Below are 25,824 nucleotides of genomic sequence, written 5' to 3'. Positions count from 1 at the left end.
CCCTGGTTGGCCTATGGGTTAACGTGCGCCGTTTTCGTGTTTTCCGGCGCCGTGCGGGTATCCACATCGACGACGACGCTCAGGCCCGCACGCAGATTGTGCTTGGCGAGATCTTCCTTTGAGAAGACGATACGCACCGGTACGCGCTGGATGACCTTGGTGAAGTTACCCGTGGCGTTTTCCGGCGGCAGCATCGAGAAGACCGAACCGGAACCGGGCGAGATCGACTGGACCGTGCCTTCAATGGTCTCGTCGTCGAAAGCATCCACATGGACGCGGACCTTCGAACCGGGCACCACGCGGGCCAGCTGCGTTTCCTTGAAATTGGCGTCGATATAAAGCTCGTTCAACGGCACCAGCGAAGCAAGGCGCTTGCCGACCGAAACGAGATCGCCCGTCTGCACCGCCAGATTGCCGATAACGCCGTCATAAGGCGCTTTCAGCACGGTGAAGGCCAGATCGCGAGCCGCCTTGTCCTTGGAAAGCTGCAGCGAACGGATGGTGCTTTCGGCTTCCTCGCGCTGGGCGCGAAGAAGCTCGACATTGGCTTTCGCGGACGAGATCGCCGCCTCGCCGGCTACGACATTCGCCCTGGCCTGATCGAGCGCGACCTGCGCGCTGTCGGAAGCGGCAACGGTGCCGACATCCTTCGCCTGCAATTCGGTGGCGCGCTTCTGGGTTATTTCCGCACCGCGAAGGGCCGCATCCAGAGCGCCCTTCTGGGCAACGGCCTGTTCCTGCGCTGCCTCGCCGCCGATGATCTGCGCATCGATGCGCTTCAGCGACAGTTCCTCGGTGCGGATCTGCGCGTCGGCCTGTTCAAGCGCGATACGATAGTCGCCGTCATCCAGAGTAACCAGCGGATCACCCGCCTTGACTTCCTGGTTTTCGACAACGTTCACCTTGGCGATGTAACCCGAAACCTTGGGCGCGATGACCGCGATATCACCCTGTATATAGGCGTCATCCGTCGAAACCATGAAGCGACCGTCGATCCACCAGTTATAACCGTACCAGCCGGCGCCGGCGAGAAGGGCGATCGCAAAGATCGGCAGAAGCGGCGAACGCTTCTTCTTCTTCGGTGCGGCAATTGTCTGTGGCGGCTGTTGCGGCGGGGCCTCCACCGGCTTTGCCGGAGAGGTCTCAGCCTTGGCGGAAACGTCCGCCTCTTCCGCATCGTTGACGGCGCGAACCGCGCTATTCTTCTGGGCCGACATGAGATTGTACCGTGATAAATTGAAGAAAGTTTTTCGAACTGAACCGTTCGGTTCGATTGACATAATCCCTTTCCTGACACATATCAAGTGTAATCGAACTGATTGGTTCGGCGTTCGGTTAATTTTTTTTACGCCATTGCAGTGCTAGGAACCGGTAACGATGGCAGGTGAAGACATGGATATGGAGACGGAAACCGAAACGGGCTGTCCGGGAAACCCCGCCGGGCGTTTTGCTGCGGGCGAAGACCCGGCCAAGCGTGAGCAGATTGTTGCCGGCGCCTGGCGCGTGTTCAAGCGCAAGGGCTTCGATGCCGCCAGCATGAACGACATCACGCGGGAAGCCGGCGTTTCCAAGGGAACGATCTATGTCTATTTCTCCAACAAGGAAGACCTGTTCGCCGCCCTTGTCGACCATCACCGCCAGGAATTCGCGACCTCCATGCGCAACATTCTGGCCGGCACCGAAGAGGTGCGCGACGGCCTGAAACAGTTCGGCAAGGCCTTCGCCAACAAGATGATCTGCTCCGAAATGATACCGGCCATGCGCTCGGTGATCGGCGTCATCGACCGCATGCCGAAGCTGGCGCAGCGTTTCTTCATCGCAGCACCCAACAACGTGCGCACCGTTCTTCAGGATTTCATCGAGCATCAGGTCTCGCTCGGCCATCTCAAGGTCGATGACGTCGAACTTGCCGCCCGGCAATATATCGAGCTTTCCACGGGCACTTTCTTCAAGCTGCGCCTGTTCGGAGAACTCGAAGGTCCGGTTCCCGAAGAGGAGCTGGACCGGGTGATCGACAGCGCCATCATGGTGTTCATGGCGGCTTACGGAACCGACAAGGCCTGAAATCATTCAGCAACGGGCGACTGGACCGGCAACGGCACGGGGCCTGATACGCGGTTTGCGCGAAATTTCGATGAAATCTTGCCTATCACAGGCGCGGTCTCCTTGTTTCTCGCGTATTGCGCTATAAATTCCACGAACCGAATGTTTCGGGTGGCCTTGTTGCTGAAAGGAAAAATTCCCTGATGGAGTCCGTTCTCCCTCTTCTGTCCGACCCCGCTGCCTGGGTGGCGCTGGTCACCCTGATCGTCATGGAGGTCGTGCTTGGCATCGACAACCTGATCTTCATCTCGATCCTCACCAACAAGCTTCCGCCTGAACAGCGCGAAAAAGCCCGCAAGATCGGCATCGGGCTTGCCTTGATCATGCGTCTCGGCCTTCTCGGCACTGTGGCCTGGATCGTGCAGCTCACCACGCCGGTCTTCGAAATCTTCGGCCACGCCTTCTCGTGGAAGGACATGATCCTCATCGCCGGCGGTCTCTTCCTGATGTGGAAGGCCACCAAGGAAATCCACCACAATGTCGATCCTGAAGATCACAAGGAAGACATGGTGGGCGGCCCGGTTGCGATGAATTTCGGCGCCGCCATCGGCCAGATCCTGCTGCTCGACCTCGTGTTCTCCGTGGACAGCATCATCACCGCCGTTGGCATGACACCGCATCTGCCGATCATGATCGTGGCCGTGATCTTTGCCGTTGCCGTGATGCTGCTCGCCGCAACACCGCTCGCCAACTTCATCGAGCGCAACCCCACCATCGTCATGCTGGCACTCGCCTTCCTCATGATGATAGGCACGACCCTGATCGCCGAAGGCATGGGCTTCCATGTTCCCAAGGGCTACGTCTATGCCGCCATGGCGTTTTCGGCGCTGGTGGAACTGCTCAACATGCTGGCGCGTAACGCCAGACAGCGCAAGAAAGCACAGGCGGCCAAACCGCACTGATTGCCCTGACCGTCATGCCGGACCTGATCCGGCATCCCTTCAGCCCAAGCCCTTGGGCTGAAGGGACACTTTCCGCCGCGCCGACGCGCGGCGGCTGGATACCGGCTCAAGGCCGGTATGACGCGAACGTGTGGAACGCGCCGGCCAGTCGGAACCGCATGCCCCGCCTCGCGTTCTTCGACATCCCTACCGGAAGCGTCCGTCCCGCCGTCTCTCCTTCGAAAGCATAAGCAAGCATGACGACCGACCAGATCCTCGCCTTTACCGTGATCGCCGGCATGATGGTCGCGTTCATATGGGACAGGTTCCGCTATGATGTGGTCGCGTGCAGCGCGTTGCTGGTGGCGGTGGCGGTTGGGGTCGTGCCTTTCGACAAGGCGTTCTCCGGTTTCTCGGACGATATCGTCATCATCGTCGGCAGCGCGCTGATCGTCAGTTCAGCCGTGGCGCGTTCAGGGGTCGTCGATATGACGATCAAGAAATATTTCCCGGAGATGCATTCCAAAACCCTGCAACTGGCCTTTCTGATGATCGTCGTCGCCATCATGTCGGCCTTCATCAAGAACATCGGCGCGCTTGCCATCATGATGCCGGTTGCTTTCCAGTTCGCCCGCAAATCCGGCAGCCCTGTTTCCTATTATCTGATGCCCATGGCCTTCGCCGCCCTTCTGGGCGGGCTTATGACGCAGATCGGCACCTCGCCCAACATCGTCGTTTCCAGGCTGCGTGAGGAAATGACCGGGCAGAGCTTCTCGATGTTCGATTTCACCCCGGTCGGTGCCGGGCTGACCGTGATCGGCATCATCTTCCTGACCTTCGGTTACCGCCTGCTGCCGGTGCGCAACCGCCAGCAGGCATCGATGGAAGATATTCTGGACCAGTCGGCCTATACCGCCGAGGCGACGCTTCCCGCCGACAGCACATACGCCGACAAGCCGCTGCGGGAGCTGTTGAAACAGGCGGATGGCGACGTAATCGCCAGCACGATCCTGCGCGGACCCCGGCGTATCTCCCCCTTCCCCGATGTCAATCTGAAGCCGGGCGACACCATTCTTCTCGAAGGCAACCCGGAGGGCCTCGACCGCATCGTCTCGCAGGCCAAGCTGCTGCTGTCAGGCAAGCCGCTCACCGAGAACGGCCAGAAGACCGCCGACCTTATTTCCATGGAAGCGGTTATCAGCAACGAATCCGTTCTTAACGGGATTTCCGCGCGCGAACTGGCGCTATCCTACACCCGCGGCGTCAATCTGATTGCAGTGAGCCGTCGCGGCCAGCGCGTCAGCCAGCGGCTCTCCGACCTGACCTTGCAGGCGGGCGACGTCATTCTCCTGCAGGGCAGCCGCAAGAACCTGCCACAGGTCTTGCAGGAATTTTCGCTGCTGCCCCTGGCGCAGCGGGAGATCCTGCTTGGGGTGCAGCGCCGCGCGCTTTTGCCCGTCATCGTGCTTGCCGCGGCCATGATTGCCGCCGGCAGCGGGCTGGTGCCGGTATCCGTCGCCTTTTTCGCCGCCGCCTTCCTGATGATCGTCGTCGGCGCGATACCGCTGACCGAAGTCTATAAATCGATCGACGGGCCGATCCTCGTCATGCTCGCCGCCCTCATTCCCGTCAGCGACAGTCTGCGCACCAGCGGCGCCAGCGAGCTGATCGCCGCCTGGCTCGGCCATGCCGCACAAGGACTGCCGCCCTTCGCAGCACTCGGCATGATCCTGTTGACTGCCATGGCGGTAACGCCCTTCCTCAACAATGCTGCAACCGTGCTGGTTATGGCACCCATCGCCGCCGGTTTCGCCACCACGCTCGGCTTTCGGCCGGAGGCCTTTCTGATGGCGGTGGCGATCGGCGCCGGCTGCGATTTCCTCACGCCCATCGGCCACCAGTGCAACACGCTGGTCATGGGTCCGGGCGGTTATCGTTTCAGCGATTATCCGCGCCTTGGACTGCCGCTGTCGATCATGATCGTCATTGCCAGCATTCCGATGCTGCTTTATGTCTGGCCGGTGAATTAGGGGCGGTTTACGTCCGGGCGAAGACATCGCAAGCGCCATATTTCCTTGACGCCTGCGGCATAATATGGCCTAAGCCGATGCCGAACGGAAATATGCAAAAGTGCGTTCAACACGCCTTTCCGCACCCTTTCCCGCCGCATTCAAACGAAAACTTCGTGATAGAAGGGTGAAGCCGCCCCGATGTCACCACCCCGTCACGACGAGTGAATTTCATGACCACTTCCGGCGTTCGCGTCCGCATCGCACCTTCCCCCACCGGCGAGCCGCATGTCGGCACCGCTTACATCGCGCTGTTCAACTATCTCTTCGCCAAGAAACACGGCGGCGAGTTCATCCTGCGCATCGAGGATACCGACGCCACCCGCTCGACGCTGGAATATGAGCAGAAGGTTCTGGAGGCGCTGCGCTGGACCGGCCTCACCTGGTCGGAAGGCCCTGACGTCGGTGGCCCCTACGGTCCCTACCGCCAGTCCGAGCGCAAGCCGATGTACTGGCCCTATGCCGAAGAATTGCTGGAAAAAGGCCATGCCTTCCGTTGTTTCTGCACGCCCGAGCGGCTTGAGCAAATGCGCGAAGCGCAGCGCGCCGCTGGCAAGCCGCCAAAATATGACGGTCTCTGCCTCCACCTGAAGGCTGAAGAAGTGACCAGCCGCGTCGCCGCCGGCGAAGCCAACGTCGTGCGAATGAAAATCCCGACCGAAGGTTCGTGCGATTTCCATGACGGCGTTTACGGCGATGTCTCGATCCCCTGGGATTCGGTTGACATGCAGGTGTTGATCAAGGCCGACGGCATGCCGACCTATCACATGGCAAACGTCATCGACGACCATCTGATGAAGATCACCCATGTGGCGCGCGGCGAAGAGTGGCTGGCTTCAGTGCCCAAGCACATCCTGCTTTACCGTTATTTCGGCTGGGACCAGCCGACGTTCATGCATCTTTCGCTGATGCGCAACGCCGACAAATCGAAGCTTTCCAAGCGCAAGAACCCGACGTCGATCTCCTATTATTCCGCGCTCGGCTACCTGCCGGAAGCGCTGATGAACTTCCTCGGCCTGTTCTTCATCCAGATCGCCGAAGGCGAAGAGCTGCTGACCATGGAAGAGCTGGCCGCGAAGTTCGATCCGGAAGCACTTTCCAAGGCCGGCGCCATCTTCGATATCCAGAAGCTGGACTGGCTGAACGGCCGCTGGCTGCGCGAAAAGCTCACGCCTGAGGACTTCATCGCCCGCACGCTGGAATGGGCGATGGAAAATTCCCGCCTGACCGAAGGCCTGAAGCTTGCCCAGAGCCGCATTTCCAAGCTCGGCGAATTGCCAAACCTTGCCGGCTTCCTGCTTTCGAGCGACGTTGGCCTGACGCCCGCCTCCTTTGCCGGTCTCAAAAGCAAGCCCGAGGAAATCCACGAAATCCTCACCACGGTTGCCACCGATCTGGAAAAAATGCCTGATTGGAACGTTGAAGCCATCGAGGCCGAGCTGCGCGACATTGCCGAACGCACGGGCAAGAAACTGCGCGTCGTCACGCCGCCGCTCTTCGTCGCCGTCTCCGGCTCCTCGCGCTCGCTGCCGCTGTTTGACTCGATGGCGCTGCTCGGCCGCTCCGTGGTGCGCCAGCGCCTGAAGGTCGCTATTGCCGTTGTGGCCACGATGGTTGGCAGCGGTGCTTGATGCCTGCCGGGGCGGGTTTTAGATCCACCCCTCATTCCTGCGCTTGTCACAGGAATCCAGCCACGGCGCGTCGGCGCCGTGAAAGAATGAATTGAGGTCTCCCGCGCCAAGGACTTGGGCGCACTGGATTCCTGTGACAAGCACAGGAATGAGGGATACGGGAGGCAATTGTCGCCGCGGCAACGCCGCAACAGGATTGAACAATGAACGACAAGACAACCGAAACCACCGCCCTTTCCTCCGACGCCACCGAAGTGCGCCGCCAGAAACTTGCGCTGCTGCGCGAGCAGATCGGCGATGTCTATCCGGCGCATTTCCATCGCACGCTGACCAATGCGGAGCTGGCGGAAAAATATGCCGATATCGAACCGGACACGGAAACCGGCGACACGGTAACGGTGGCGGGCCGCGTTTATTCGTCGCGCAATTCCGGCATGTTCATGGATATCCATGACGCCTCGGGCAAGGTGCAGATCTTCTCTCACAAAGATACGACGCCGGAAACGGCGCGCAATCTTCTGCCGATGATCGACATTGGCGACATCATCGGCGTAACCGGCAAGGTGCGCCGCACCAAGCGCGGCGAGCTGACGATCAACGCCGAAGAAATCACCATGCTCACCAAGTCGCTGCTGCCGATGCCGGAAAAATGGCACGGTGTCTCCGATATCGAGCTGCGTTACCGCAAGCGCCATCTCGATATTCTGGCGAACGAGGACTCCAAGCTGCGCTTCCTGCAGCGCTCGAAGATCCTGTCCGGCATCCGTCGCTTCATGGAGGCCGAAGGCTTCCTCGAAGTGGAAACGCCGATGCTGCAGACAGTTTATGGCGGTGCGACGGCCGATCCGTTCAAGACCTTCCACAACACGCTGAAGATGGACATGTATCTGCGCATCGCGCCGGAACTGTTCCTGAAGCGCACGCTGGTATCGGGCCTTTCCGACAAGGTCTTTGAAATCAACCGCAACTTCCGCAACGAAGGCGTTTCCACAAGGCACAATCCTGAATTCACCATGATGGAGTGCTACTGGGCCTATGCCGACTACGAAGACATCATGGGTCTCGTAGAGCGTCTGTTCGAGACGCTGGCGATTGCCCTCCACGGCACGACCGAGGTGGAATTCCAGGGCCAGACAATTTCCTTCAAGGGTCCGTTCAAGCGCGTGCCCATGCCTGATGCGGTGAAGGAAGCGACCGGCATTGACTTCCTTGCGATCAAGACTGACGAGGAAGCCCGCGCCGCCGCCAAGGCTGCCGGTTTTGCCGTCGAGAAGGACTGGACCTGGGGCGAATGCCTTGCCTTCATCTTCGAAGAGAAGGTCGAAGGTACGCTTATCCAGCCGAGCCACGTCACGCATTTCCCGAAGGATATCTCGCCCTTCGCCAAGGAAGTGCCGGGCGAACCGCGCCTCGTTGAGCGTTTTGAGAGCTATTGCAACGCCTGGGAAGTGGGCAATGCCTTCTCCGAACTCAACGATCCCGAAGAGCAGCGCCGCCGCATGGTGGAGCAGCTTGAGCAGGCCCATGCCCGCGGTGAAAAGGACAAGCAGCTGGATGACGAATTCCTCGACGCCATCGATCAGGGCATGCCACCTGCCGGCGGCCTCGGCATCGGCGTCGATCGTCTGATCATGCTCCTGACCAACGCCCCCTCGATCCGCGACGTCATCCTCTTCCCGGCCCGCCGCAACAAGGCGGACTAAGGACAATCAAGCGAAGGCGGCCGCATGGCCGCCCTTGCCCTCATGCGCTCGGCCTCTACCGAACATTGCGTCCCTATAGCAAAATTTCCTGCTAGATCGTCTCATGGCGCAGACGCGCAACGGCTGGATGCCGGATCAGGTCCGGCATCACGAAAGAAGGCGCTGCGACGATATTTTACAAACGTCGGCACAGCCGTATCAATTTTCCAGATGGTTTTAATTCCGAGGTGTCAGCAAGAGCTCAAACGCTCCTAATGCCCCGCCTTCGCCTTTGCCGCGCCCGGCTCTTCGGCAGGCGCAACCTCACCCTCAGCCAGCTTCTCTTCCGCCGCCTGCGCGGTCGTTGTGCCTTTTCCGAAGATCAGTGATTTCAGATAGCTGATGCTGAAGATGCTCCCGCCATCGGCTTCCGGGGTCGAGGTCAGAAGTTCTTCGTCGGCTACGGGTTCGCCGTGGGCTTCCGCACCGGGTCCGCCCTCATGCGTTTGCGCCGGCGCAGCGTCGTGGCCGCCGCCGCCTTCGCCCTTGGTTTCGCCGTGTCCGCCCGCGCCTTTTGCGGCTTTTCCGCCATGCCCTTCGGGTGCGGCGTCCGAAGCGGGGGTTGCGCAGTCGGCGGCATCGCTCAGGCTTGCGGCCATTGCTTCGGCATCTTCCAGCGGCAGATCGATGCGCAGCCCGTAAAACTGGCCGCTGCCGTTTGATGCACCATCGTAATAAAAGGCGGAATAACGCTGGGCATCGGCGCCTTCGGGAATTTTCGCCGGGTCGGCAATGAAGACCACCTGGGCCGCGATGGCGCGGCCGCGCATTTCCGAGCGCAATTGCGGGCCGTTTTTATCCAGCACGGAAACCTGGACCAGATCAGGCTTCTGTTTGTCGTAAACTGCCCTGGCGACACGCAGCGCCGTTTTCAACCGGTCCGTGCCGTTGCCGCCGTCAGTACGAATGAATTTGCGGACCCAAAGGGAACCGTTCTTGCGGATGTTGACTGTCTGGACTGCGTCACAGGAAAGCCCGTTCGCGGAGGCATAGGTGGACCCGAGCAGCCGCTCGCTGCCGATAAACACGGCAGCAGAACCGGTCGCACCCGCCAAAAGCAGGATCCCGCCTCCGATCATAACGAGTTTGCGCGAAAACCGCATTCGTCCGAATACAGCCTTCACGCGCAAAATCCTGACATTCAGTACCCCGCCTATCGCCCTCACCCCGGAACGTGGCTCGAAGGATGAGGAACACACGCGGGATAAGCTCGGGACCTCGTTGTCCGAGCCTTGCGATAGTGCCGCTTTCTCATTGAAAAAAGTTTAATCCCCCTGGCGCCGTGCGGGCAAAAGCGCACCATTTTCAGACATTTTTGAAATCCGCTAAATTGCGAATGATTTGCAATAGCGTTGACAAGTGTGTTTCCATGACAGATGGTGTTGCGAGTTGATCGCAACAAAAATCGGTGACAGACGTGAATCTCCATAAAATCCGCCATGCCCTTTTTGCTTTTTCGCTTTTCCTGCCTGCTGCGGCTGTCGCGCAGGAAAAACCGAAGGTGGTGACCACCTTCACGATCATTGCCGATATGGCGCGCAATGTGGCGGGCGATGCGGCAGAGGTGGAGAGCATCACCAAGCCAGGCGCTGAAATTCACAACTACCAGCCGACGCCTCGCGACATTCTCAAGGCCCGCAAGGCCGATCTGGTGCTGCGCAACGGCCTCAATCTGGAATTGTGGTTCGAGAAGTTTCTGGCCAATCTTTCAGGCGTGCCTGATGTGACTGTCAGCGACGGCATCGAACCGATGGCGATCAATGGCGGGGCGTATCAGGGGAAACCGAACCCGCATGCCTGGATGTCACCCGATAACGCCTTGATCTATGTGGAAAATATCCGCAAGGGACTCGCTGGAATAGATCCCGCCCACGCCGAGATTTACGCCGCCAATGCCAAGGCCTATTCCGACAAGATCCGTGCCACTGTGCAGCCCATCCGCGATGAGCTTTCCGCGCTTCCTGAGAACAAGCGATGGTTGGTAACGAGCGAAGGGGCGTTCTCCTATCTCGCCCGGGATTTCGGGCTGAAGGAACTGTTCCTGTGGCCGGTCAATGCCGACAGCCAAGGTACGCCGCAACAGGTGCGCGGCGTGATCGACGCCATGCGCGAACATAATATTCAGGTCATCTTCAGCGAAAGCACGGTTTCCGCCGATCCCGCCCGGCAGGTGGCCAAGGAAACCGGAGCGGCCTATGGCGGCATACTCTACGTGGATTCGCTGAGCGAGGCCGACGGCCCTGTTCCGACCTATCTCGACCTGCTGCGCGTGACGAGCAGCACCATCGCCAAAGGACTGTCTTCATGAGAATGGGCAGCAAAAAAAGCGGCGGCGGCCTGACGGTTCAAAATGCGACAGTGACCTATCGCAACGGCCACACCGCATTAAGAAATGCCAGCTTTTCCATTCCACGCGGTACGATCACTGCACTTGTCGGCGTCAACGGCGCCGGCAAGTCCACGATTTTCAAGGCAATCATGGGTTTTGTGCCGCTGGCCGCCGGTTCCGTCTCTATTTTCGACCTACCCGTGAAGGATGCACTCAGAAAAAACCTCGTCGCCTATGTGCCGCAAGCTGAAGAGGTGGACTGGAGTTTTCCCGTACTGGTTGAGGATGTGGTGATGATGGGCCGTTACGGCCACATGAACTTCTTCCGTATTCCGTCGAAACACGATCACGAGATGGTCGAGAGAGCGCTGACGCGCGTCAATATGCTTGATTATCGCAAGCGGCAGATCGGCGAGCTTTCCGGCGGACAGAAGAAGCGGGTGTTTCTGGCCCGCGCGCTGGCGCAGGAAGGTCAGGTTATCCTGCTGGATGAACCCTTCACCGGCGTCGACGTGACGACGGAAGAACAGATCGTCGCGCTGTTGAAGGCACTGCGTGAGGAGGGCCGCGTCATGCTGGTTTCCACCCATAATCTCGGTAGCGTACCGGAATTCTGCGATCGCGCCGTCTTCGTCAAGGGTACCGTTCTGGCGTCGGGCAAAACAGCGGACACCTTTAACGAAGAGAACCTGCAAAAAGCCTTTGGCGGCAGCTTGCGCCACTTCGTTCTCGGCGGGGCCGAACTGCATGATGATGCCGATCCGCGCCGGGTGAAGGTGATTACCGACGATGAGCGGCCTTTCGTGATCTACGGAAAGAACGGCCAGAACGGACATGATCCGCAGGCTCCGAAGGAAAAAGCCGATGATAAACAGCCTTCTTGAGCCTTTCACCTATGGCTACATGCTGAACGCCATCTGGGTCAGCGCACTTGTGGGCGGCGTCTGCGGCTTTCTTTCCGCTTATCTTATGCTAAAGGGCTGGTCGCTGATCGGCGACGCGCTCTCGCACGCCATCGTTCCCGGCGTTGCGGGCGCTTATATGCTGGGGCTGCCCTTTTCGCTCGGCGCCTTTCTTTCCGGCGGGCTTGCGGCTGGCTCGATGCTGTTCCTCAATCAGAAAACCCGGCTCAAGGAAGACGCAATCATCGGCCTGATCTTCACCTCGTTCTTCGGGCTGGGGCTGTTCATGGTGTCGCTGTCGCCCACCTCGATCAATATCCAGACCATCGTGCTTGGCAATATTCTGGCAATTACCACCGAAGACACGATACAGCTTGCCCTGATCGGCGGCATCAGCCTCATCGTACTGGCGCTGAAATGGCGCGACTTCATGGTGGTGTTCTTCGATGAGAACCATGCGCGCACAGTGGGGCTGAAACCGGAAGTGCTGAAAGTGATCTTCTTCACCCTGCTTGCCGCCTCCACGGTTGCAGCCCTTCAAACCGTCGGCGCCTTCCTTGTCGTTGCCATGGTGGTGACCCCAGGCGCGACTGCCTATCTTCTGACCGACCGTTTCGAGCGGTTGATCCTGATGAGCCTTGTGATCGGCGCGACCACCAGCTTCGTCGGCGCTTATCTCAGCTACTTCCTCGACGGCGCCACCGGCGGCGTTATCGTTGTGTTGCAAACAGCGATCTTCCTTTCCGCTTTCGTGTTTGCACCCAAACACGGGCTGCTCGCTTCGCGCGCCAAAGCGCGCAAGGCACTGGGAGAAGCGCAATGAGCGAATATCTCGAACTCGCCATCCTGCCGTTTCAGCTGCCCTTCATGCAATATGCCTTCATCATCACCCTGATGATTGCCGTGCCGATGGCCATGCTCTCGTGTTTTCTGGTGCTTAAGGGCTGGTCGCTGATGGGGGACGCGGTTTCGCACGCCGTGCTGCCCGGCGTGGTGATTGCCTACATTGTCGGAATTCCCCTTTCCATCGGCGCCTTCACCGCCGGTATGATCTGCGCTCTCGGAACCGGTTTCATCAAGGAAAACAGCCGCATCAAGGAAGACACGGTGCTTGGCATCGTCTTTTCCGGCATGTTCGGGCTGGGGCTGGTGCTTTACGTGAAGGTGCAGAGCGACATGCATCTGGATCACATCCTCTTCGGCGACATGCTGGGCATTGCGCCTTCAGACATGCTGGAGACCGGGCTGATCGCGCTTTTTGCCACCCTGTTTCTCGGGGTGCTGCGCAAAGACCTGCTGGTCAATGCCTTCGATCCGCAGCATGCCAAGGCAATCGGCCTGCCCGTTCGCATCCTACATTACGGTTTGCTGATGGTTTTGTCGCTTGCCGTGGTCGGCGCGCTGAAGGCTGTGGGTATCATCCTCTCCGTCGCAATGCTGGTCACCCCCGGCGCCATCGCCTTCCTGCTGGCGCGGCGCTTTTCCGCAATGCTCCTGGTCGCCATCTCGGTTGCGGTTCTCTCTTCACTTGCAGGAATATGGCTAAGCTTCCTGATCGACAGCGCGCCAGCCCCGACCATTGTACTGTTCATGAGCCTGGCATTCGTCGCGACATTCATTCGCACCAGCCTCAAGGCCCGCCGGATCGACGCCGCCAATGAAACGGTGGTGTAAAAGAACGATTTTTGCGGGCGAGTGGAACATTTTCCCCTTTTGCGCGTCATTTTCATGAGCTTGCCCTCAAGCGGCAAACTCATGAAAATTAAGCGAAAGGGGAAGCTCCATGCTGAAATGGGCTCTTATTTTCTTTGTTATTTCGTTGATCGCGGGCGTATTCGGCTTTACCGGCATTTCGGCAGCGGCGTCGGGCATTGCCCGTATCCTGTTCTTCATCGCCGTCGTGATCTTCCTGGTCTTCCTCGTGCTTGCACTGATCGCTGGAAGCGTGGTGGCGTAACAAAAAAGGCGACCGGCTTTTGGGCCGGTCGCCTTCTCCTCTCTCCCGTATAGAATTATCAGCCTGTCCAGCCACCGTCGATCACATGGATCTGGCCAGTGGTGAAACCTGCCTCATCCGAAGCGAGATAGGTGACGAGTGCGGCGATTTCTTCCGGCGTGGCAATGCGGCCCATAGGCTGGCGGGCAATGAAGTCGGCCAGGGCCTGTTCGTAATTGCCGGTGGCGCGCAGGCGGTCGTGCAAGGACGGGCTATCCACTGTGCCTGGGCAAATGGCGTTGCAGCGAATACCCTTGGTGACGAAATCAGCAGCAATTGCCTTGGTCAGACCGACAACCGCCGCCTTGGAGGCGGTGTAGGCGAAACGGTTCGGCACGCCCTTCACGCTGGATGCGACGGAGGACATGTTGACGATTGCGCCCTTACCCTTTTCCAGCATGCCTGGCAGAAAGGCGCGGCAGGTGCGGTACATGGCCTTGGCATTGAGGTCGAAGGAGAAATCCCAGTCCTTTTCCTCGCAATCGAGAATGGTGCCGGAATGAACGAAACCCGCACAGTTGAACAGAACATCCGCATGGCCGATATCGGCAGCAAAAGCCTTCACACCATCGCCATCCAGCACGTTCAGAGCCCGCGTTTCCGCACCTTTCAGGGTCGAGAGCGCCTGCTCGTTGATATCAGTGGCGATGACGCGCGCACCGAGCGATATGAATCGCTCCGCCGTCGCACGGCCGATACCCTGGCCGGCTGCGGTGATCACCACTGTCCGCCCGTTAAAATCCTGCACCATGAATAGCCTCCCGCTACGGCGCACCCGCCCGCTGGGGCCGAGCCGCTGAATTTCGCCAGTGAATTTCATTGATCTCAAATATGGATCGACAATTCATATGTAAACGCGGTATTCATGTAACGTCAAGCAGGCTTGCGCAAAACGGCAGCGTGCGGCAACGGTATTTAAAAAGTGCATTTCCCGCCAGGCAATCCTGCAAAACGCCACCGAGGCAAGATGACCGAAGACGACAGCGAAAGATATCGCGCCCCCGCCCTCGACAAGGGTCTGGACATTCTGGAGCTTCTCGCCCGCACGGATGGCGGGCTGACGCAGATCGAGATTGCCAAGGCCATAGGCAAAACCCCGAACGAGCTTTACCGCATGCTGGACCGCCTGGTGCGCCGTGGTTACGTACAGCGGCTGGAGGGTGACCGGTTTTCGCTGACGCTGAAAATGTTCGGGCTCGCACATTTTCACGCGCCGGTGCGCCGGTTGGTCTCTTTCGCAGCCCCGGTGATGCGCGATTTTTCCGCAAGCGCCGAGCAGGCCTGTCATCTGGCCGTTTACGACCGCGGCAGTGTTGTCGTCATCGCCCAACAGGAGTCCTCCACCTATTGGGCGATGTCCATGCGGGTGGGCGCGCAGATGAGCCTCTTCCAGACCGGTTCCGGCCATGTGCTGCTGGCCTTCCAGAACGAGGTACAGCGCAAGATCATGATCACCGAGCAGGTGCGCGGTGGCGGGGAAACCGAGCCTTCATACCTTGAGGAGCGGCTGGCGGAAGTTCGCAGGAATGGTTTCGAATCCATGGACAGCATGCAGACCGCAGGCGTGCGCAATATTTCCGCCCCGGTGCTTACACTAGATGGTACCGCACTTGCCGTCATCACCTGCCCCTATATCACCCCGCTTGGCGGCAAGGCCCCGACGCGCGAGGCCTGCGAGGTACTGATCCGCGATGCGGCAAGGCGCATTTCCGAAGTGGCGACGGGTCAGGGAACCATCTGAGACGCACAAAAAAACGCGACCGGCAGGGACCGATCGCGTTTAAAGTGACTGGAGATTTCTGTATCTTAAACGCAAAGGGGACCGGGATGGTTCCCCTTTTTGTTATCAGGCGGCAGCCAGCGTCAGTTCCTTGCGGACCATTTCGCGCAGCGTTACCAGATCCTTGGCGAACAGGCGGATGCCTTCCGAGAGCTTCTCGGTTGCCATCGCGTCTTCGTTCATTGCCCAGCGGAACGCCTTTTCATCGAGCGACTGCAGCGGCTCGGCCTTCACATTGTCGGGCGAAAGCTTGCGCTCAAGCGTGCCGGTGTCCTTGTCCAGTTCTTCCAGCAGCGCCGGGCTGATCGTCAGGCGGTCGCAACCGGCAAGCGCTTCGATCTCGCCGACATTACGGAACGATGCGCCCATGACGACGGTGCCGATGCCATTGGCCTTGTAGTAATTGTAGATGCTGCGCACCGAAACGACGCCCGGATCGGTCTCGGCAGTGTAGGTCTCGCCGGTCGACTTCTTGTACCAGTCGAGGATGCGGCCGACGAAGGGCGAGATGAGGAAAGCTTTGGCTTCCGCGCAGGCGATGGCCTGTGCCTGCGAGAACAGCAGAGTCAGGTTGCAATCGATGCCCTCGGACTGCAGGACTTCCGCGGCCTTGATGCCTTCCCATGTGGAAGCCAGCTTGATGAGGATGCGTTCACGCTCGATACCGCGCTCCTTGTAGGAGGCGATGATGTGGCGTGCCTTGGTGATGGAGGCCTGTGTGTCGAAGGACAGGTCGGCATCGACTTCCGTCGATACGCGGCCGGGAACCAGACCTGCAAGGGCTGCACCGACGGAAATGGCAAGACGGTCGGCAACGGCCGCAACGACAGCGTCAGACTGGCCGCCTTGTTTCTTGCCCCAGGCAACGGCTTCCTTCACCGCATCCGCAAAAGCGGGGGTGCCGAGCGCCTTCAGAACGATGGTGGGGTTGGTGGTGCAATCCACCGGCTTCAGGCGCGCAACCGCCTCGATGTCGCCGGTATCGGCAACGACCGTGGTGATAGCGCGAAGTTGTTCGAGTTTGGACGTCATGGCGAATGATCCTTCATGATCTCTTGTAAACTTGCACAGCCGTCTTTTCGTTCCCGCACCATGGTGCGCCCAAGGCCGAAATCACGGTTTTGTCCGGCTCCGACTATCGCAAGCGGCAAGGTCGAAAGTCAAGACATTTGCGCATCGCAATTGACATAAGTTTCATGCCTGCGATACTCCGCCCCATAAAGAGAGTGACAAAAACCGTGGCGAAACTGAGAAGAGAAACCCATACGGCCTATTCGGAAGCGGCTTCGCTGAGGCTGCGTGCCGCATGGCTCTACTATAATCAGGGTTTGACGCAGAAAGATGTCGCCGAGAAGCTCGGCATCAGCCGCTCCACCGTCATACGCCTTCTGGACGAGGCGATGAAACGCTCCGAAGTACAGATCTGGATCAACGAGGGCATCGAGGATTTCGTCGAACTGGCCGGCAGGCTGGAGGCAGCTTATGGGCTGGATGAGGCGGTGATCATTCCCTCCCCCGGCCCCTCCCCCGGCAAGGCGAATGCCGAAGGCACGGCCAAGGCCGTTGGCCTGGCGCTCGGGCAATTCCTCTCCGAAGCGGTGCCGAACGACGCCACCATCGGCGTCGGCTGGGGCCGCACCATGACCGCCTCGCTATCCAGCTTTCGCCCGCCGCGCCGGGAAAACTGCAAGGTCGTCTCGCTGCTCGGCGGTATCGTCGCCGTGCACCAGACAAACCCGCTTGACTACACCTGGCGGCTGGCAAGCGCGCTTGGGGCGGAATGTTACATGTTCCTTGCACCGCTGCTGGTAGACTCCGTCGAGACCAAACGGGCGCTGATTGAGAAATGCGGACTTGCCACGCTTTATGATCTGGCCGAAACGCTCGACCTCGCCATCGTATCCTGCGGCGATATCGGCCCGCATTCCACTTCGCTTTCGGAAGGTTTCATTTCGAAGGAAACGCTTCAGGAACTCGTCGATGCCGGCTGCGTCTGCGACACCATGTTCAACTTCATCGACGCGGAAGGCCGCTCCGTCGATCACCCGATCAACGAGCGCGCCATGGCGATCGATCTAGACACGCTGCGCAAGGCCAAACACATCGTGCTCGCCTCCGGCGGCGCCCACCGCGCCATCGCCATCCGCGCCACCATCAAGCGCATCGGGTGCAATACGCTGATTACAGACGAGGCGGCGGCCAGAGCGTTGATGGAACTGGTTTAGGCCTCGACAGGCGACCCAGGCTGTTCCTCATTCCTGCGCCTGTCACAGGGATGAGGGAGAGCTGCCTCACACCTTCCCTGTTTCCCATCCCAACATCGCCCGTTTGCGGGTAAGGCCCCAGTGATAACCCGTGAGCGCCCCGCTTTTTCCCACAGCGCGATGGCAAGGAACGACGAAGGAGACCGGGTTCGCGCCAACAGCTGCACCGACCGCACGGGAGGCAGTTGGCTGGCCGATATCGCAGGCGATGTGCGAATAGGTAACGGCGCGGCCCATGGGAATTTTCAGAAGGCTTTCCCATACCCGCACCTGAAAATCCGTGCCGAGCAGTACGACCCGCAATGGCCGGTCCGCCGACCACAGCGTCGGTTCGAAAATACGTGCGGCATAGGGCGCGGTGGCTTCACGATCCTCGACATAATCCGCATTCGGCCAGCGACCTGCCATGTCCTCGAAACAGGCTCTTTCCTCGCCGGGATCGGCGAAAGCGCAGCCGGCAAGGCCGCGATCGGTCACCATGACCAATGCAAGACCGAAGGGTGAAACATGGAAACCGTACCGGATCGTCAACCCACCGCCCTTGGCCTTCCATTCGCCTGGAGACATGGCCTCGTGGGTGACGAACAGATCGTGCAGGCGGCCGGGCCCAGACATGCCGACCTCGATCGAGGTTTCCAGCAGCGGCAGATCCTCTTCGCGCAACAACCTTTTGGCATGATCGAGCGTTACGGCCTGCAAAAACGCCTTGGGGGAAAGACCGGCCCAGCGGGTGAAGGTCTTCTGCAATTGCGTCGGCGACTGGCCGAGCCTTGCGGCAATGGCTTCAAGGGACGGCTGGTCGCGATAATCCAGCGTCAAAAGCTCGATAACCCCGCGCACCGTATCATAATCCGAACCGATGGGGGTGATGTCTTCATTCAGCATGATATTGGCGTTCATCGCATGTCTCCTAACGCCTCACAGAAAACCATCAAAGCGCGTCGGTCTCCACCCGTTTCTTGCGCCGTACTCAGTTTCTGCCGAGATACCGGCCTCGAGCCGATTGACGGGTTTTAAGCGGAATTATCCGCTCACATCCGCCGCACCGTCGCCAACGCACCGCCGAAAGCCTTGGCGAAGCTTTCCCGGTCTTCCGGATTGAGAAACGAGCCAATATCCGTTGCCTTGCCTTCGCCCGTTACATGCATGGAGACGATGCCGATTTCCTCGTGCCGCTGAACCCTGAAGCGGGCCCAGAATGGGTTGAAACGATGCTCGACGACGCGGCCAGTCGGGGAGAATTTGCGGATAGACAGGCTGGTGCGCGAGACGCTCACCTCTTCCCGCGCCTTCGCTGCCCGGTAATTGGCGCGAAAGGCGACATAAAGCAGCAGAAAATCCAACCCGAGGAACAGGCCGACGGGCCATGCGCCAGTGGTGAGGAAAAAGCCGCCATGGAGGAGGCAGGCAAGCCCGGACAAGGCGAGAAGCAGCCGGAAACCCCTTCTTCCGAGCGAACGGTGCGGAACGAGTTCCGCCGCAAAAATCGGCTGATCGTTGAGCGTATCCACGTTGATTTCCTCAGGGCGGGCTGGCTATAGATAGGTCATGACAGTCGCCAAAAAACGATCCAGCACCCAAACATTGAAAAAGTCAAATGCGACATCCGCCCGCAGACCGGCGCGTGTGAAGACGATCTATTCGAAGGACGAGTTGAACGAGATCTTCCGCCGTTTCTCCATTCAGCGGCCGGAGCCGAAAGGCGAGCTGGAACATACCAACCCCTTTACCCTGCTGGTGGCCGTGGCGCTTTCGGCGCAGGCGACCGATGTGGGCGTAAACCGGGCGACGCGGGCGCTGTTCAAGGTGGCCGATACGCCGGAAAAAATGCTGGCACTTGGCGAGGAGGAGCTGATCGGCCATATCAAGACCATCGGGCTTTACCGCAACAAGGCCAAGAACGTTATCGCTTTGTCACAGATGCTGATCGACAATTTCGGCGGCGAGGTGCCGAGGACGCGCGAGGAGCTGGTGACCCTGCCCGGCGTGGGCCGCAAGACGGCCAATGTGGTGATGTCGATGGCCTTCGGTGTGCCCACACTCGCCGTGGACACCCATGTTTTTCGTATTGCCAACCGGCTCTGTCTTGCGCCGGGGAAAACCCCGGATGAAGTGGAAGACCGGCTCGTCCGCATCATTCCCGAAGAATATCTGTTCCATGCCCATCACTGGCTGATCCTGCACGGGCGTTATTGCTGCAAGGCGCGCAAACCGGAATGCGAGCGCTGCGTGATTGCCGATATCTGCAAGTCACCGGAAAAGACCTTCGATATTCCAGCTCCGCTCGTGGAACTACCCGCGCAATTGTTCGGTGCGGCCAGCGGCGAATGACGGATCGCGCCGGCTGACGGCCTTGTGCAGATGCACCATCATCGAAGCCGCAAAAAGCGGCGTCAGAAGGTTGAGGAAGGGGATTGCAAGGAACGCTGCAATCACCAGCCCGGCCATGAACACGGTTGTGCGGTGTTTCAGCCGGAACAGCCGCGCGTCAGCGGGCGAGCGGAAACGCATGGCTGCAAATTCGAAGAACTCCCGGCCCAGCAGATAACCGTTCACCAGAAAAAAGGCGATGAGGTTGACGCCCGGCACCAGCAGCAACAAAAGCGCAATCAGGTTGCCGGCAATGACGACGCCAAAGAACTTGATCGATGACACCACGGCCTCACCGATGGGCATCGCCTTGCCCGGCGGATCATCGGGATAGGTCTTTTTCTCCACGACTTCGGCGACATCGTCGAGAAACAATCCGGCAATAACGGCAGTGACGGGCGAGATCAGCAAGGCCAACGCCAAAGCCAGCCCGATTCCGGCGAAAATGGCGAAAACGAAAGTCAGCCATCCCGCCCAGTCAGGCACGCTGGGGATCAGCGTATCCACCCACGGCAAGGCGAAATAGATGAAGACAGAGCGGATGGCGAACCACAGCGCTGCCAGCACCAGAAGCGTCAGCCCTAGAACCTTCCAGAACACCGACCGGGTCTCGGTGGCAAAAAGATTGCTGAAGGCAAGCCTCGCCGCATTAAAAATCATTCGGAACTCCTGTGACGCCTCTCGCGTTTTAAACTGGCATTCAGGAGAGATAGGCGCCGCCCATCCGCTCCGCAAGACAGGAATGAAGACGTCGCTGTTGGGAATTAAACCGCTGATGGAATTTCCCTTGAATAAAAGACGTCTCTAAAATATAATAATCTATCTATTAGAATTCGCATTCCGGTCCGGTGGAGGACAAGGCCGGAAAAGCTCGCCCCCACCGACAAGTCGCGGTTCGCACGCTCGCCCGGGCGCGCGGATGCATCATCGTTCATAAATATAAAAGAATGAGGCGTTGGTGGAACAGCTACTGTTGAATCTGACCCGTGCCATGAAGGCCGGTACGCCTTCAGAGCGCAAGATCGCCAAATATCTGATCGAGCATCTGGACGAATTGCCGTTTGAGACGGCGCAGACGCTGGCTGCCAAGCTCAGTCTCAGTCCGATGACGGTTGGACGTTTTCTGCGCTCGCTCGGATACCGGCAATTCAGCGATATTCGCATCGATCTGCGCCACGCCGAAGAGACCGCGGGCGTGGACCAGCCCGCTATTGTTGAAAGCGGCGATCAGAAGTCCAATCCGTTTTCGCAACTCCTTTCCCAACAGATCCAGGCCATTCAGGCTGCTTTCGAAATGACGGACCAGCCGATATGGCGCGTCGCCATGAGCGAGATCGCTTCGGCGGCAGATGTTTTTCTGGCAACGTCACCGGAAGGCCTTGGCACTGGAAGGCACTTTCACGGGCGGTTGCTGGAGTATCGCAGACGCGTGCACTTCCTCGGCAGCGACAGCGCCGCCTATATCGCCCTTTGGGACTTCGATCCCGCAGAAGCGCTTCTCATCCTCATGGATTGCGGCGGCAGCATCACGCCCTTGCAGAGCCTTTCTGCGACAGCGCGAAAGAGCGGCTACAGAACCCTGTTGATCACCACCCGGTTTTATGAATGGGGACCGGAAAGCGCCGATATCTGTCTTGCCATGCCGCACACCCAGACCGGCGGACAAGGCCTGCTGCAGCTCGTTGCGCTGATGGAATTCACCCTCTGCAGCCTGATTGCCGGAGCCGACGAGCAGCGCACGGCACGCATGAAAAACCTAACCGGCCTGAAACGCTCGCTTGGCATCTGACCCTCGGCGGGAGGAAACGGATCGCGCCCGTCCGCCACGACCTTACCTGCCGTTGTCGGCAAAGATCAGAGGCTTTCCAGCTCCTGGCGATGGCGGTGCATGGCGAGAAAACGGCGATAATCCCGCTCGTAAAGCGGTGTGAGCGCCGGATTGCCTGGGATTTCCGTATTGCCCGGATACATGGCGGCACCCGCCGCTGCAAGGCCCGCATGCACACCGCCGGCGGCTGCCGCCGTCATCGCCGTGCCGAGAAGAACGGCGTCGGCTGTGGCAGGCACGACGATGCACTTGCCAGTCACATCAGCGTAAAGCTCCATCAACAGCGGGTTCTTCACATGGCCGCCGGTAACGTGCAGGCTTTCGACGGCATAACCGAAACGCTCCATCGCATCGAGCACATGGCGCGCGCCAAGCGCAATCGCCACGGCAGTGCGCCAGTAGAGCCGGCAAAGACTGTCGAAGGATGTATCGAGCGTCAGCCCGCTGACGACGCCCACCGCATGCGGATCGGCGAGCGGTGAGCGGTTGCCGTGGAAATCCGGCAGTACATGTAGCCGTTCGGCAAAGGCCGCGCCCTCGAGCGCGCGCAATTCGGTAACCCGCGCAACGATGCGGGCGTGCAGCGCCGTATCCGGCTCTCCGCCCGCCGCGTGCATGCGCACGATATGATCAAGCAGCGCGCCGGTGGCAGATTGCCCGCCCTCCACCAGCCAGTGGCCGGGCAGCACCGCCTGCCAATAGGGACCCCACAGGCTGTGGCCTGGCATCTGCCGCTCGGACATGGCGACAAGGCAGCTGGAGGTGCCGGCGATCAGCGCCACATGTTTACCCACATCATCAGAAAGGCATCCGCCAAGCGCACCCAGCGTGCCGGCGTAAGCATCGATCATGCCCGCCGCCACCTGACAGCCGGTGTCAAGGCCGAGTTCGGCGGCAGCCTCGGGCGAAAGCGGGCCGATGGCTGTGCCCGGCATCACGGTCGTTTCGGGCAGGCCTGCCCGCTGTTTCAGATCGCCAAGCCCGGCAAGATTGAGATAATCCGCCTGCCAGCCGGGATTTTCCTGCGCCAGAAAATTCCACTTCGCCGTCTGCGTGCAATTTGAACGCTTGGTGGAACCGGTTGCCTTCCATGTCAGGAAGTCCGCCAGATCGAAGGCGAAAGACATGCGCGCCCAGCTTGCCGGCAAATTCGCCTTCAGCCACATCAGCTTCGGCATCTGCATTTCCGGTGACACGCTTTTACCGGCGAAATCCAGCACGCGGTGGCCGGATGCCGTCAGCCGGTCGGCCTCGCCGATTGCCCGATGGTCCAGCCAGACGATGGTGTCGAACCGGTCTTTGCCCGTGACGGAGACAGAAACCGGTTCCCCACGCTCATCACGGATAACGAGCGAGCAGGTAGCATCAAAACCAATGGCGGCTATGCTGTCGGGTGACACACCCGCATCGGCAAGCGCTGCTCTCACCGCAAGGCAGACGGCGTTCCATATATCGGTGGAATCGTGTTCGGCGTGGTTTTCCTGCGGCCTTTGCATCAGGATGGGATGGGTTGAGCGGGCGAGAAGCCTGCCGGTCGGGTCGAAAATCCCGGCGCGGGCGCTCGCCGTTCCGACATCGACAGCGACGAGATTTTGACGCATCAAGACTTCAGTTCCATCCCTTGCGTAACGACCTCCGGGCGGTGGCAGGCATGGTTTCCTTCAGCCTGCGTCACGTTCCACCTGGCTGTCAAAACCGCCCTTCCCCATATAATCCCCGACAAGTTGAACCAAATCTTCCATGGCGTCAAACGTGGCATTGGCCCCGAGCTCCGCGATCTTTTCGCGAAATGCCGGAAACCGCGCATGCGAGCCGCCGGTGAAGGCAAAAACCGCCATGCCGGCTGCCTTCGCCGCCGCAATGCCCGCCGGGCTGTCCTCGATCACGATGCACTGACGCGGATCAGTGCCCATCTGCCTCGCCGCATGCAGGAAAAGGTCGGGTGCCGGCTTGCCGTTCTTCACCATGGTGGCGCTGAAAACATGCGGCTCAAATTTATCGATGAGACCGGTCAGCCCCAGCGAGTAACGGATGCGTTCCGGTTGACTTGAGGAGGCAACGCAGCGTTTGAAGGCCACCAGCCTGTCCAGCGTTTCGGCAATGCCGTCGATGGGACGCAACTCGGTGCGGAAACGCTCAAACAGCGTCGCGCGCATATGCTCGAGAAAATCGATGTCGGTCTCGATACCGTATTCCTCAAACAAAGTCGTCGTCATGCTGGCAACGCTGCGACCGAGAAAGCGGTTGTAGGCCTCTTCCTCCCCCATCTCCACGCCAAGATGGGAGAGCATGTCGAGAAGAACCGAGATGGAGACCGGCTCGCTGTCGACCAGAACGCCGTCGCAGTCGAAAATCAGAAGAGGTCCGGTTCCGTCTCGCATCTCACGTCACTTTTCAGCCAGCTTGTCATCCAGATAAAGCTGCAAGGTCTTCGCCGTGCCTTCGTGCCACAGTGTCGTCAATGCATGAGAGAAGCGTTTACGGAAAAGCTCCGATTCGGCAACCTCCCCGAAGATATCGTCAAGTGAAAGGAAGGCCATCGGGTCGTCCTTGGCCTTTGTGGCCGCCGCCTGTAGCCGCTCGGCGCTGGCGTCGTTGAAGGTGATTTGCCTGCCGCTGTCGGAGGTGCCGTAGAAATAACGGCACCACAGTGCTGAAACCAGTGACAGACCGACGATATCTTCACCGCGCGCCAGACGGTCGGCGGTGGAGGGCAGGATGAATTTCGGCTGGCGGTTGGAGCCATCCTGCGCGAGGCGCGGAATGGTATCGCCGATTTTCGGGTTGAGGAAACGCCGTTCGATCAGGCCGAAATATTCGCCAAGATCGGTATCGGGCACGGGCGGAATGACCGGGATGATCTCTTCCTTTTCGAGCTTTGCCAGAAACGCCCGGATCAGCGGATGCTCCATCGCCTCATGCACGAAATGGATGTCGAGCAGCGCTGCCGGATAGGCGATCGCCGCATGGCCGCCATTGAGGATGCGGATCTTCATGTGCTCGTAAGGCGCAACATCCTTGACGAACTGAACGCCCGCCTTTTCGAGCGCCGGTCGGCCCGCCGGGAAATTATCCTCCATCACCCATTGCTTGAACTCTTCGCAGAAGACCGGCCAATTGTCCTCGATGCCGAAATCGTCACGGGCGATATTGCGTTCGCGCTCTCCCGTGGCGGGGGTGATGCGGTCGACCATCGAATTGGGGAAAGCGACGTTGTCGCCGATCCAGTTGGCGAAGGCCGGATCGAACAAGGCGGCGAGACCGACCACCGCGTTTTTGGTGACCTTGCCATTATGGGGAATGTTGTCGCAGGACATGACGGTGAAGGGTGAAAGCCCCTTGTCGCGCCGCGCCTTCAGCCCGGCAACGATAAGGCCGAACACGGTTTTCGGGGAAGACGGGTTCCTGCCATCCTCGGCAATCGCGGGATGCTGCGGATTGAAGGAGCCGGAAGCATCGATGAAATAACCGCCTTCGGTAATCGTCATCGAAACAATTCGGATTTTCGGATCTGCGAGCGTGTCGATAATGCCTTGGGTATCGCCAACCTTCAGAATGTCGATCATTGGCCCGGTGACGCGCGCACCGGTGCGATTATTGTCCTGCTCCACGACAGTGGTCAGGAAATCCTGTGCGGCAAGTTTTTCGCGCATTACCGCGTCCGATGGCAGTACACCCGCACCAATAATGGCGAAGTCGTGGTCCGCGCCGGTGTTGAACAGGTCGTCCAGATAGACCGCCTGATGGGCGCGATGGAAATTGCCGACGCCGAAATGCACGATTCCGGCGGAAAGATCGGCCCGGGAATAGGCCGGAATCGCCGCGGTTTTTTTAGCTTCATCAAGCGTGGCGAGGGAGAGTTTGCATGTCATGTCACGATCCTCGAAGGGGAAACGTTGTTTGTGCCAGGACCGGATGACAGGTACCCG

The 25,824-nt window shown here is 59.5% G+C and carries 24 protein-coding genes; 14 read left to right on the top strand and 10 right to left on the bottom strand.

Translation table 11 applies throughout. The features are described from left to right. Positions 1–11: 11 nt before the first annotated feature. Complete coding sequence (locus ACQZ6D_RS21605) at positions 12–1,217, bottom strand: HlyD family secretion protein (protein ID WP_019566960.1); 1,206 nt, start codon at positions 1,215–1,217, stop codon at positions 12–14. A 160-nt stretch (positions 1,218–1,377) separates the two neighbouring features. On the opposite strand from ACQZ6D_RS21605, the gene ACQZ6D_RS21600 reads away from it, so the two are divergent. The 5 genes from ACQZ6D_RS21600 (at position 1,378) to lysS (ending at position 8,387) form a co-directional block, all read left to right on the top strand. Next, positions 1,378–2,064, top strand: coding sequence for a TetR/AcrR family transcriptional regulator (locus ACQZ6D_RS21600; RefSeq protein ID WP_003516212.1), 687 nt, complete (start codon positions 1,378–1,380; stop codon positions 2,062–2,064). Between the two features lie 182 nt (positions 2,065–2,246). Continuing rightward, positions 2,247–3,005: a TerC family protein gene (locus tag ACQZ6D_RS21595; RefSeq protein WP_003516210.1), complete on the top strand. Its 759-nt coding sequence runs from the start codon at positions 2,247–2,249 to the stop codon at positions 3,003–3,005. Between the two features lie 236 nt (positions 3,006–3,241). Continuing rightward, positions 3,242–5,014 (top strand): SLC13 family permease, encoded by a 1,773-nt coding sequence (locus tag ACQZ6D_RS21590; protein ID WP_003516208.1) that lies wholly within the window; start codon positions 3,242–3,244, stop codon positions 5,012–5,014. Positions 5,015–5,226: 212 nt separating this feature from the next. Further along, positions 5,227–6,684, top strand: a complete 1,458-nt coding sequence (gene gltX / locus ACQZ6D_RS21585) for a glutamate--tRNA ligase (RefSeq protein ID WP_003516206.1) — start codon at positions 5,227–5,229, stop codon at positions 6,682–6,684. Between the two features lie 203 nt (positions 6,685–6,887). Continuing rightward, positions 6,888–8,387, top strand: a complete 1,500-nt coding sequence (gene lysS, locus ACQZ6D_RS21580; protein WP_013762320.1) for a lysine--tRNA ligase — start codon at positions 6,888–6,890, stop codon at positions 8,385–8,387. Positions 8,388–8,638: 251 nt separating this feature from the next. Here lysS and ACQZ6D_RS21575 read toward each other — a convergent pair whose 3' ends face one another. Beyond that, a complete protein-coding gene (locus tag ACQZ6D_RS21575) occupies positions 8,639–9,529 on the bottom strand; it encodes a hypothetical protein (RefSeq protein WP_065663285.1) in 891 nt (296 codons plus the stop codon). A gap of 314 nt (positions 9,530–9,843) precedes the next feature. Here ACQZ6D_RS21575 and ACQZ6D_RS21570 point away from each other — a divergent pair, with 314 nt between their 5' ends. From ACQZ6D_RS21570 to ACQZ6D_RS21550, 5 genes are all read left to right on the top strand, one after another. Next, the gene (locus tag ACQZ6D_RS21570; protein WP_013762318.1) at positions 9,844–10,734 is read left to right on the top strand and encodes a metal ABC transporter substrate-binding protein; all 891 of its coding nucleotides are present in this window, start codon (positions 9,844–9,846) and stop codon (positions 10,732–10,734) included. Beyond that, positions 10,731–11,639: a manganese/iron ABC transporter ATP-binding protein gene (locus ACQZ6D_RS21565; RefSeq protein ID WP_162694205.1), complete on the top strand. Its 909-nt coding sequence runs from the start codon at positions 10,731–10,733 to the stop codon at positions 11,637–11,639. The genes ACQZ6D_RS21570 and ACQZ6D_RS21565 overlap by 4 nt, the downstream gene beginning before the upstream one ends. Beyond that, complete coding sequence (locus ACQZ6D_RS21560) at positions 11,620–12,480, top strand: metal ABC transporter permease (protein WP_003516197.1); 861 nt, start codon at positions 11,620–11,622, stop codon at positions 12,478–12,480. Before ACQZ6D_RS21565 ends, ACQZ6D_RS21560 begins: the two co-directional genes overlap by 20 nt. Beyond that, positions 12,477–13,331 (top strand): metal ABC transporter permease, encoded by an 855-nt coding sequence (locus ACQZ6D_RS21555; RefSeq protein ID WP_065688481.1) that lies wholly within the window; start codon positions 12,477–12,479, stop codon positions 13,329–13,331. Before ACQZ6D_RS21560 ends, ACQZ6D_RS21555 begins: the two co-directional genes overlap by 4 nt. A 109-nt stretch (positions 13,332–13,440) precedes the next feature. After that, a complete protein-coding gene (locus ACQZ6D_RS21550) occupies positions 13,441–13,614 on the top strand; it encodes a DUF1328 domain-containing protein (RefSeq protein ID WP_003516193.1) in 174 nt (57 codons plus the stop codon). A gap of 58 nt (positions 13,615–13,672) precedes the next feature. Here ACQZ6D_RS21550 and ACQZ6D_RS21545 read toward each other — a convergent pair whose 3' ends face one another. Beyond that, entirely contained in the window at positions 13,673–14,404 is a 732-nt protein-coding gene (locus ACQZ6D_RS21545) for an SDR family oxidoreductase (protein ID WP_111801985.1), read from the bottom strand. Between the two features lie 216 nt (positions 14,405–14,620). On the opposite strand from ACQZ6D_RS21545, the gene ACQZ6D_RS21540 reads away from it, so the two are divergent. Beyond that, positions 14,621–15,394 carry an IclR family transcriptional regulator gene (locus ACQZ6D_RS21540; RefSeq protein WP_080849771.1) on the top strand — a complete coding sequence of 258 codons (774 nt, stop codon included), beginning with the start codon at positions 14,621–14,623 and terminating at the stop codon, positions 15,392–15,394. A 105-nt stretch (positions 15,395–15,499) separates the two neighbouring features. Here the strand turns inward: ACQZ6D_RS21540 and tal are convergent, their stop codons facing one another. Continuing rightward, complete coding sequence (gene tal, locus ACQZ6D_RS21535; RefSeq protein ID WP_013762313.1) at positions 15,500–16,465, bottom strand: transaldolase; 966 nt, start codon at positions 16,463–16,465, stop codon at positions 15,500–15,502. Between the two features lie 206 nt (positions 16,466–16,671). Between tal and ACQZ6D_RS21530 the strand changes: the two genes are divergently transcribed. Then, a complete protein-coding gene (locus ACQZ6D_RS21530; protein ID WP_448730074.1) occupies positions 16,672–17,658 on the top strand; it encodes a sugar-binding transcriptional regulator in 987 nt (328 codons plus the stop codon). A gap of 66 nt (positions 17,659–17,724) precedes the next feature. Here ACQZ6D_RS21530 and ACQZ6D_RS21525 read toward each other — a convergent pair whose 3' ends face one another. Together ACQZ6D_RS21525 and ACQZ6D_RS21520 are read right to left on the bottom strand one after the other, a co-directional pair. Continuing rightward, a complete protein-coding gene (locus ACQZ6D_RS21525) occupies positions 17,725–18,597 on the bottom strand; it encodes a methylated-DNA--[protein]-cysteine S-methyltransferase (RefSeq protein ID WP_003516183.1) in 873 nt (290 codons plus the stop codon). A gap of 131 nt (positions 18,598–18,728) precedes the next feature. Continuing rightward, a complete protein-coding gene (locus ACQZ6D_RS21520) occupies positions 18,729–19,208 on the bottom strand; it encodes a DUF2244 domain-containing protein (protein ID WP_112391567.1) in 480 nt (159 codons plus the stop codon). A 37-nt stretch (positions 19,209–19,245) separates the two neighbouring features. Here ACQZ6D_RS21520 and nth point away from each other — a divergent pair, with 37 nt between their 5' ends. Next, positions 19,246–20,028 carry an endonuclease III gene (gene nth / locus ACQZ6D_RS21515; RefSeq protein ID WP_003516179.1) on the top strand — a complete coding sequence of 261 codons (783 nt, stop codon included), beginning with the start codon at positions 19,246–19,248 and terminating at the stop codon, positions 20,026–20,028. On the opposite strand, the gene ACQZ6D_RS21510 is transcribed toward nth, so the two are convergent. Continuing rightward, on the bottom strand, positions 19,990–20,727 hold the full coding sequence (locus ACQZ6D_RS21510) for a sulfate transporter family protein (RefSeq protein WP_003516176.1): 738 nt from the start codon (positions 20,725–20,727) through the stop codon (positions 19,990–19,992). The two genes, nth and ACQZ6D_RS21510, sit on opposite strands and share 39 nt — an antisense overlap. Positions 20,728–21,022: 295 nt before the next feature. On the opposite strand from ACQZ6D_RS21510, the gene ACQZ6D_RS21505 reads away from it, so the two are divergent. Continuing rightward, positions 21,023–21,856 (top strand): MurR/RpiR family transcriptional regulator, encoded by an 834-nt coding sequence (locus ACQZ6D_RS21505; RefSeq protein ID WP_025595058.1) that lies wholly within the window; start codon positions 21,023–21,025, stop codon positions 21,854–21,856. 65 nt (positions 21,857–21,921) lie between these two features. On the opposite strand, the gene ACQZ6D_RS21500 is transcribed toward ACQZ6D_RS21505, so the two are convergent. Genes ACQZ6D_RS21500 through ACQZ6D_RS21490 form a run of 3 tightly spaced genes read right to left on the bottom strand, consistent with a single transcriptional unit; the run spans position 21,922 to position 25,767 of the window. Beyond that, a complete protein-coding gene (locus ACQZ6D_RS21500; RefSeq protein WP_448730075.1) occupies positions 21,922–23,496 on the bottom strand; it encodes an FGGY-family carbohydrate kinase in 1,575 nt (524 codons plus the stop codon). 60 nt (positions 23,497–23,556) lie between these two features. Continuing rightward, complete coding sequence (locus ACQZ6D_RS21495) at positions 23,557–24,276, bottom strand: HAD family hydrolase (protein ID WP_003516170.1); 720 nt, start codon at positions 24,274–24,276, stop codon at positions 23,557–23,559. A gap of 6 nt (positions 24,277–24,282) precedes the next feature. Continuing rightward, positions 24,283–25,767 (bottom strand): mannitol dehydrogenase family protein, encoded by a 1,485-nt coding sequence (locus ACQZ6D_RS21490; RefSeq protein WP_003516168.1) that lies wholly within the window; start codon positions 25,765–25,767, stop codon positions 24,283–24,285. Between the last annotated feature and the right edge of the window lie 57 nt (positions 25,768–25,824).

The organism is Agrobacterium sp. 22-3639C2, assembly GCF_053522105.1.
The sequence above is the reverse complement of the archived record's forward strand: the minus strand, read 5'-3'. Positions and strand labels throughout refer to the sequence as shown.